9 protein-coding genes and 1 pseudogene are annotated in these 6454 nt (G+C 40.1%); all 10 read left to right on the forward strand.

The window, feature by feature from the left end:
- Positions 1-525 (forward strand): annotated as a pseudogene (locus AC6F75_RS11255) (gliding motility protein RemB); the annotation flags it as partial.
- A gap of 318 nt (positions 526-843) precedes the next feature.
- A complete protein-coding gene (cyoE, locus tag AC6F75_RS11260; protein WP_500715115.1) occupies positions 844-1737 on the forward strand; it encodes a heme o synthase in 894 nt (297 codons plus the stop codon).
- Entirely contained in the window at positions 1737-2318 is a 582-nt protein-coding gene (locus AC6F75_RS11265; protein ID WP_500715116.1) for a cytochrome c oxidase subunit 3, read from the forward strand. The genes cyoE and AC6F75_RS11265 overlap by 1 nt, the downstream gene beginning before the upstream one ends.
- A 45-nt stretch (positions 2319-2363) precedes the next feature.
- Positions 2364-3344: a cytochrome c oxidase subunit 3 gene (locus AC6F75_RS11270; protein WP_500715117.1), complete on the forward strand. Its 981-nt coding sequence runs from the start codon at positions 2364-2366 to the stop codon at positions 3342-3344.
- Between the two features lie 18 nt (positions 3345-3362).
- Entirely contained in the window at positions 3363-3719 is a 357-nt protein-coding gene (locus AC6F75_RS11275) for a cytochrome C oxidase subunit IV family protein (RefSeq protein WP_500715118.1), read from the forward strand.
- A gap of 82 nt (positions 3720-3801) precedes the next feature.
- Complete coding sequence (locus AC6F75_RS11280) at positions 3802-4458, forward strand: hypothetical protein (protein WP_500715119.1); 657 nt, start codon at positions 3802-3804, stop codon at positions 4456-4458.
- Positions 4448-5077: an SCO family protein gene (locus tag AC6F75_RS11285; RefSeq protein WP_500715120.1), complete on the forward strand. Its 630-nt coding sequence runs from the start codon at positions 4448-4450 to the stop codon at positions 5075-5077. Before AC6F75_RS11280 ends, AC6F75_RS11285 begins: the two co-directional genes overlap by 11 nt.
- Complete coding sequence (locus tag AC6F75_RS11290) at positions 5074-5610, forward strand: DUF420 domain-containing protein (protein WP_500715121.1); 537 nt, start codon at positions 5074-5076, stop codon at positions 5608-5610. The genes AC6F75_RS11285 and AC6F75_RS11290 overlap by 4 nt, the downstream gene beginning before the upstream one ends.
- The gene (locus tag AC6F75_RS11295) at positions 5610-5846 is read left to right on the forward strand and encodes a CAMCR motif-containing small membrane protein (RefSeq protein ID WP_500715122.1); all 237 of its coding nucleotides are present in this window, start codon (positions 5610-5612) and stop codon (positions 5844-5846) included. Before AC6F75_RS11290 ends, AC6F75_RS11295 begins: the two co-directional genes overlap by 1 nt.
- A gap of 122 nt (positions 5847-5968) precedes the next feature.
- Positions 5969-6454: ATP-binding cassette domain-containing protein (locus AC6F75_RS11300; protein WP_500715123.1), on the forward strand; the 486-nt coding region annotated here is incomplete at its 3' end.

The raw sequence follows: 6454 nt of genomic DNA on the forward strand, positions 1-6454 counted from the left end.
AAATACTTCAATCCGTTTGGAATAAATAACCTCTACATTCAGGCAGAATACAACCAGGTGAGGCCCTATACCTATTCACACAATACCATAGTGCTCAATTATGGGCATAACAACCAGTCCATGGCTCACCTTTGGGGAGCAAACTTCAAGGAGTACATTGCAATTGCCCGTTATGAAAATGGAAGGCTGTTTGGCAGTGCCAAATTGATTTTTGGCGAAAAAGGCTTTGATTTCAACACCGAAGAAGACAACTTCAATTATGGTGGCGACATCTACCGCGATGAACGCGACCGCAACGGCGATTCCGGTATTGAACTCGCCCAGGGAAACACCACCTCCATTTTTCACGGGGAATTTCAGATGGGTTATTTGATTAATCCATCTACCAACTTAAAAGTTTATGCCAGCCTGATTTACCGCGATTTTAACCCGCAAGTAAACACTGCAACAGAGTTTAAAAACTCCACCACGTGGTTCAATTTTGGAATTAGGACTGATATTTTTAACTGGTACTATGATTTTTAAATTCTAGTTTTAAACCATTAAGAAGTTAAGCTTAGTCAAAACCCATAATGTTCCTTAATGCCTTAATGGTTTAAAAAAGAACTCCATTTGAGAGAACAAGAGATTGTTTTTTTGCCACGAAGATTTCTAAGGGCACAAAGGAACCACAAAGAAAAGAGCATTTGCAGGAAAATGTGTTTTCGTGGAAAATTCATTAATTCCTCCTCAGGAACCTACCCTTGACGTAAAAAACAAATTATCTTTCTCCAAATATTGTTTAACCTCTCTCCTTGAAGTATCTTTGCAGCGTTTTTTACGTTAAGTAAATCGCTCAAAATATTGGAAACCGGAAAATTGCAGGCCACTTCAAACACACTTGTCAGGGATTTTTTAGAACTTACTAAAGTACGCCTTTCAGTAAGTGTTGTATTCTCATCCATTGCAGGATATTTCCTTGGTGCTGATGTATTAGACCCGTTGGCCATAGTGCTCCTGGCCTTTGGCGGATATTTTATGGTGGGTGCTTCAAATGCATTCAACCAAATCATAGAAAAAGATTTGGATGCCCTGATGAAACGAACACAAAACCGGCCCATACCCGCAGGCAGGATGTCTGTTCAAACGGCATTTATTATAGCCACCACTTTTACGTTATTGGGTGTAGCGGTATTATACATCATCAACCCCAAAACGGCCATGTTTGGCGCCATATCCATTTTCATGTATGTGAGCCTCTACACACCGCTTAAAACCAAAACACCACTTTCAGTGTTTGTGGGTGCTTTTCCCGGGGCCATTCCTTTTATGCTGGGATGGGTGGCAGCTACCGGAAATTTCGGAATTGAAGCAGGAACACTCTTTATGATTCAGTTTTTCTGGCAGTTCCCGCATTTTTGGGCCATAGGCTGGTTTTTGTTTGACGATTACAAAAAAGCAGGTTTTTTTATGCTTCCCAACGGAAAGCGCGACCGCGGAACCGCTATTCAAATAGTGCTTTACAGCATTTGGACATTGCTGGTTTCATTGATTCCCGTTTTGGGGGTTACCGGAAAGTTTTATATCACACCCGTTACCGGGGTTTTGGTATTTTTTCTGGGTATTTGGTTTTTGTTTCATACAGTAAAATTGTACAAGGAAAAATCACAGGAAGCCGCCCGAAAATTATTAATGGTAAGTGTGGCATACATCACACTACTCCAAATTTTATACGTTGCAGATAAATTCATAAGATAATGGCAGACACAGAAAATACCCCCGAAGTAAAGAAAAACCGCGCAAAAAAAATGATGCTATGGTTTGCGATGATCAGTATGACAATGAGTTTTGCGGGACTCACCAGTGCATATATCATTAGTAAAAGTCGTCCCGACTGGATGTCCGGTTTTGACATACCCCGGGCATTTTACATCAGTTTAATCATTGTTTTAATCAGCAGCTTGACCATGTATTTGGCCCGTGTTTCTGTGCAAAAGGAAAAACACAGCCGTGGAATGGCACTGCTTGTCACTACTTTTATTCTTGGTGTTTTATTTATTTATTTCCAGTTTCAGGGGTTTTCACAATTTATTGCAGACGGCTATTTTTTTACCGGTAGTGGAAGCACCATCACAACTTCGTTTATTTATCTGGTGGTCATTATGCATATGGCCCACATAATAGGTGCATTAATCGCAGTATTGGTCGTAATTTATAATCATTTTAAACAAAAGTATCACAACGGTCAAACCCTTGGAATTGAACTCGCTGAAACGTTTTGGCACTTTGTGGATTTCTTGTGGATATATCTGTTTTTATTTTTCTATTTCGTTAGATAATAAAATTGTTTATTTTTGACCCTTATTAAAAACCAAATTCAATTTATGGAAGCTACTGTTGTTAAAACAGGTACCGAAGGAAAAACCTGGGGCGGTGGAGACAACCCGCCATTAAAAGCGAGTTATGGTAAATTAATGATGTGGTTTTTCATCCTTTCAGATGCATTGACCTTCTCCGCTTTTCTTGCTTCATACGGTTTCTCAAGGTATAAATTTATTGACTCCTGGCCCCTTGCCGACGAGGTGTTCAATCACTTTCCCTTTTTTCACGGCGTAGATGCACCCATGTACTATGTAGCATTGATGACGTTTATCCTGATTTTTTCATCGGTAACGATGGTGCTGGCGGTTGATGCCGGTCACAAAATGCAAAAGAGCAAAGTGGTGTTTTACATGTTCCTGACTTTGATTGGAGGTATCGTGTTCCTGGGTTCTCAAGCCTGGGAATGGAAAAATTTCATTCAGGGAACTTATGGTGCTATTGAAACCAAAGCCGGAAGAATCCTCCAGTTTCAGGATGCAGAAGGTAAACGGGTGGCCTTGAGCGACATTGCTCTGGAATCTTCGCAACGTGTAGTTCAGGACCGCAGCTCGGGAGTCTGGTTTACTGAAGATGAATCGCTTTCAACTTATACCGTAGAGGATATTAAAAAAGGTTTTGCTGAAAATGAAAATTTAAGAATCAGGATCCAAAAACTGGATGAATCGGGTCACCCCATGGTTTTAAGCAGGGAAGAATCTATCGAAACGCTAAATAGGGACGCTATAAGAGTAGTTGAAGGAGCAAATTTGCACCGCAATGAATACGGTCATCCGCTTTTTGGCAACTTCTTTTTCTTTATAACAGGCTTCCACGGTTTCCACGTATTTACAGGGGTGATGATCAACTTGGTGATCTTTTTCAACATTCTTCTGGGAACCTATGAAAGAAGGGGTAGCTATGAAATGGTCGAAAAAGTGGGGTTGTACTGGCACTTTGTTGACTTGGTTTGGGTATTTGTATTTACATTCTTCTACTTAGTATAATTTTTTTAAGATATTAAAATGGCACACGACGCATCACACGGAGACACAGTAAAAAGAATATGGTTTGTATTCACTTTGCTTTCTATTGCCACAATCATTGAGGTAGCTTTAGGGATTACTAAGCCTCAGGTAATGGTGGAGAATAAATTTTTGGCCATGTCACTCCTTAACTGGACATTTATACTTTTAACCCTTTACAAAGCATATTACATCACCTGGACGTTTATGCACATGGAGGGCGAAACAAAAGGCTTGAGACGCGCTGTAGTTTGGACCGCAGTTTTCCTTATTGCTTACCTGTGTTTTATCCTTTTGATTGAAGGTGACTATATTTTTGAGGTTTACAGAAATGGATATGTAAAATACAATTTTTAATCTTAGTTAAATATATATATATAAAAGCCCTGCTAATTGCGGGGCTTTTTTTATTTTTGTAATCCGAAAATTACTCCCCACCATGGTGAAAAAATATCTTGTTTTAGGCGTTTTGTTTATCCTTCCCATTACGTTGTATTTGTTTTTATCCACAGGGGTAAATCATTTTGCCAAACTTCCGGTGCTTACCGAAAATGTCAAAGACCTTGACAACTTTTCAACTGTCGATGGCGAGCAGGTAAGTTTGTCAGGCAACATCACAATTCTTAGCTTTTTTGGAAATGATATCCGTTCAAAATTCGGACATATATTCAACCTTACCCATAAAATTTACAAACCTTATCATCAGTTTGAAGACCTACAGTTTGTGGTGGTGTTGCAAAACGGAAGTGAGGATTTGGTTGAGGAACTTAAATTGGAACTCGATAAAATAGAAAACACAAACAAATGGCATTTTGTTTTCGGTTCCCCGGAAGAAATCCATTCCGTGTTCAACGCTATGGAAACCAATCTGATCCTGGATGAAAATGCCTCCATTGGCGAAGTGTTTATAATTGACAAAAACCAAAACCTCCGCGGTCGCAACGACGATAAAGATGTGGGAACACTTTACGGATATGACATTTCATCTGTAGCGGAAATAAACAACAGGCTTGAGGACGATGTGAAAATCATACTTGCAGAATACCGAATGGCATTAAAAAAATACAACACTATAAAACCGGAGAATGGCAACTAAGAAATATTCATACGTAGGCATATCATTCATTATCCTGGTCTTTGGAATTTGGGCAGTGAGCGAATTCAGCAGTCGCCTCAGCGGCCCCGATTTTTACAAAGGAAACCAAGTGCCCGATTTTTCATTTGAAAGCCACAAAGGCTATTCGGTTACTAACAATACATACAAAGGCAAAGTGTATGTGGTGGAGTTTTTCTTTTCCACCTGCCCCAGCATTTGCCCCATTATGAACGAGAACATGAAAAAACTACAGGATGAGTTTTATACCAACCTGAATTTTGGAATTGCTTCCATCACCATAAACCCCGAACACGATACCCCGGAAGTTTTAATACAATATGCTGAAAATAAGGGCGCAGTGCACCCCAACTGGCATTTTTTAAACGGCGACAAAGAAGAGGTTTACAAACTGTCCAATGAAGGGTTCAGGCTTTACAGCGCCGAATCAGCAGAAGCCCCCGGTGGCTTTGAACACTCAGGACTATTTGCGCTCATAGACAAAGACGGGTATATCCGTTCGAGGTATGATGATTTTGGTAACCCGAAAATCTATTACAATGGCCTGGAAGACGACGAAATTGAAATGCTGAAAGAAGACATCAAAAAACTGCTGAAATGACAAACACTTTAACCCAAAAAGAAAAGGTTTACAACAGGTGGATTGTCGCCCTTTCAGTTATAATTCCTGTGGCGGTAGCTGTTTTATTTACCATAAAAATTGAAATTCCCGGTGTGGACCGCCTGGGCTTTTTGCCCCCCATATATGCCGCCATCAATGCATTTACGGCAATTATACTGGTGATTGGGGTAATCCAAATCAAAAAAGGCAACCGCAAAACCCATGAAATCCTGATGAAACTGGCCATTGGACTTTCAGCATTGTTTCTGGTGATGTATGTAATTTATCATATGACCTCAACATCCACGCCTTTTGGGGGCGAAGGTGCCATCAGGACGGTGTACTTTATTATCCTGATTTCGCATATCCTGCTTTCCATTGCCATTATACCTTTAGTGTTGATTACATTTGTAAAAGCACTGTCAAAGCGTTTTGACAAACACAAGAAAATAGCAAAAATCACCTTCCCCATTTGGTTGTATGTGGCTACTTCCGGGGTAATCGTTTATTTTATGATTTCACCATATTATTAATGAAGAAAACATTTTACATACTCACTTTAATTACGCTTCTGGCTGTTACAAATACAGAAGCACAATGCGCCATGTGCCGTGCCGTCCTGGAGTCTGATGCTGACGGAGCAGCCGCACAAGGCATCAACAATGGAATTTTATACCTGATGGCTTTTCCATATCTAATGGTGGGCGTAATAGGTTACTTTATTTATAAAAACAGACAAAAAGCCAAGAGCGAAGAACTGGAATCATAACATTATAATTTTTTCCTTTTCTTAAATTAACATCTCTTTCACACTTTTTTGTGTAACTATCTATAATATTGTAGACTACTTACGTTATTGATTCCATCCCCCGTTTAAAACTTTACAGTAGTATGATTGAAATAAAATCACTTCATAAGTCCTATAAAACAGGCAGCACCTCCTTACATGTTTTAAAAGGCATCGATTTTTCTGTAAAGGAAGGTGAAATGGTGTCCATTATGGGTTCGTCTGGTTCGGGAAAATCTACGCTACTTAACATCCTCGGCATACTCGATGAAGCTGATGAAGGCACTTACACCCTGGACGGGGCACTTATTAAAAACCTCAATGAAAAGCTCGCTGCCCGTTACCGGAATAAATTCCTTGGGTTTGTATTTCAGTCGTTTAACCTGATAAATTACAAAAGTGCCATAGATAATGTGGCCATGCCGCTTTATTACCAAGGCATGAAACGCAATGAACGTAATGAAAGAGCCATGCACTACCTCGAAAAAGTAGGATTGGCAGATTGGGCAACCCACCTGCCCAACGAACTGTCGGGTGGGCAAAAACAACGTGTGGCCATCGCCCGTGCACTGGCTTCAGACCCCAAAGTA

Source organism: Planktosalinus sp. (assembly GCF_059864935.1).

Bases quoted from the DNA above. Each gene is read 5' to 3' on its own strand.
- AC6F75_RS11265 (WP_500715116.1), top strand. From the start codon at position 1,737: ATGGCAGACACAGAAAATACCCCCGAAGTAAAGAAAAACCGCGCAAAA.
- AC6F75_RS11270 (WP_500715117.1), top strand. From the start codon at position 2,364: ATGGAAGCTACTGTTGTTAAAACAGGTACCGAAGGAAAAACCTGGGGC.
- AC6F75_RS11275 (WP_500715118.1), top strand. From the start codon at position 3,363: ATGGCACACGACGCATCACACGGAGACACAGTAAAAAGAATATGGTTT.
- AC6F75_RS11280 (WP_500715119.1), top strand. From the start codon at position 3,802: ATGGTGAAAAAATATCTTGTTTTAGGCGTTTTGTTTATCCTTCCCATT.
- AC6F75_RS11285 (WP_500715120.1), top strand. From the start codon at position 4,448: ATGGCAACTAAGAAATATTCATACGTAGGCATATCATTCATTATCCTG.
- AC6F75_RS11290 (WP_500715121.1), top strand. From the start codon at position 5,074: ATGACAAACACTTTAACCCAAAAAGAAAAGGTTTACAACAGGTGGATT.
- AC6F75_RS11295 (WP_500715122.1), top strand. From the start codon at position 5,610: ATGAAGAAAACATTTTACATACTCACTTTAATTACGCTTCTGGCTGTT.